A 420-nucleotide genomic window follows, 5' to 3' on the forward strand; every position below is an offset into this window, starting at 1 on the left:
TCCTCCGGCCCGACCGTCGTCGCCTCGCCGCTCCAACTGGGCGTCCAGTCGGGCAAGTCGGGCACCTACGAGGTGAAGCTGTCCAAGCAGCCCACCGCCGGCGTGACGGTGACCTCGGCCCGCGCGAGCGGCAACTCGGGGCTGTCGGTCACGGGCGGCGCCTCGCTGACCTTCACCCCGCAGAACTGGAACACCGCGCAGAAGGTGACCGTCACCGCTGACAGCTCCGGTGCCGGCTCTGCCGTGTTCGAGTCGACGGCCGCGGGCCACGCCAAGGCCTCGGTCACCGTCACCCAGCTCGCCGCGACCAAGGACTACGAGGCCCGTTTCCTGGAGCTCTACGGGAAGATCACCAACCCGGCGAACGGCTACTTCTCTCCCGAGGGCATCCCCTACCACTCGGTCGAGACGCTGATCGTC

Annotated in this window: 1 protein-coding gene; it reads left to right on the plus strand. The window is 69.3% G+C overall.

The annotated features are described in order from the left end of the window. A partial coding sequence (locus tag ADK65_RS02930; RefSeq protein ID WP_324614236.1) for a glycoside hydrolase family 48 protein occupies nucleotides 1-420 on the plus strand: 420 nt, incomplete at both ends.

The organism is Streptomyces sp. NRRL B-1140 (assembly GCF_001280065.1).
Classification (GTDB): domain Bacteria; phylum Actinomycetota; class Actinomycetes; order Streptomycetales; family Streptomycetaceae; genus Streptomyces.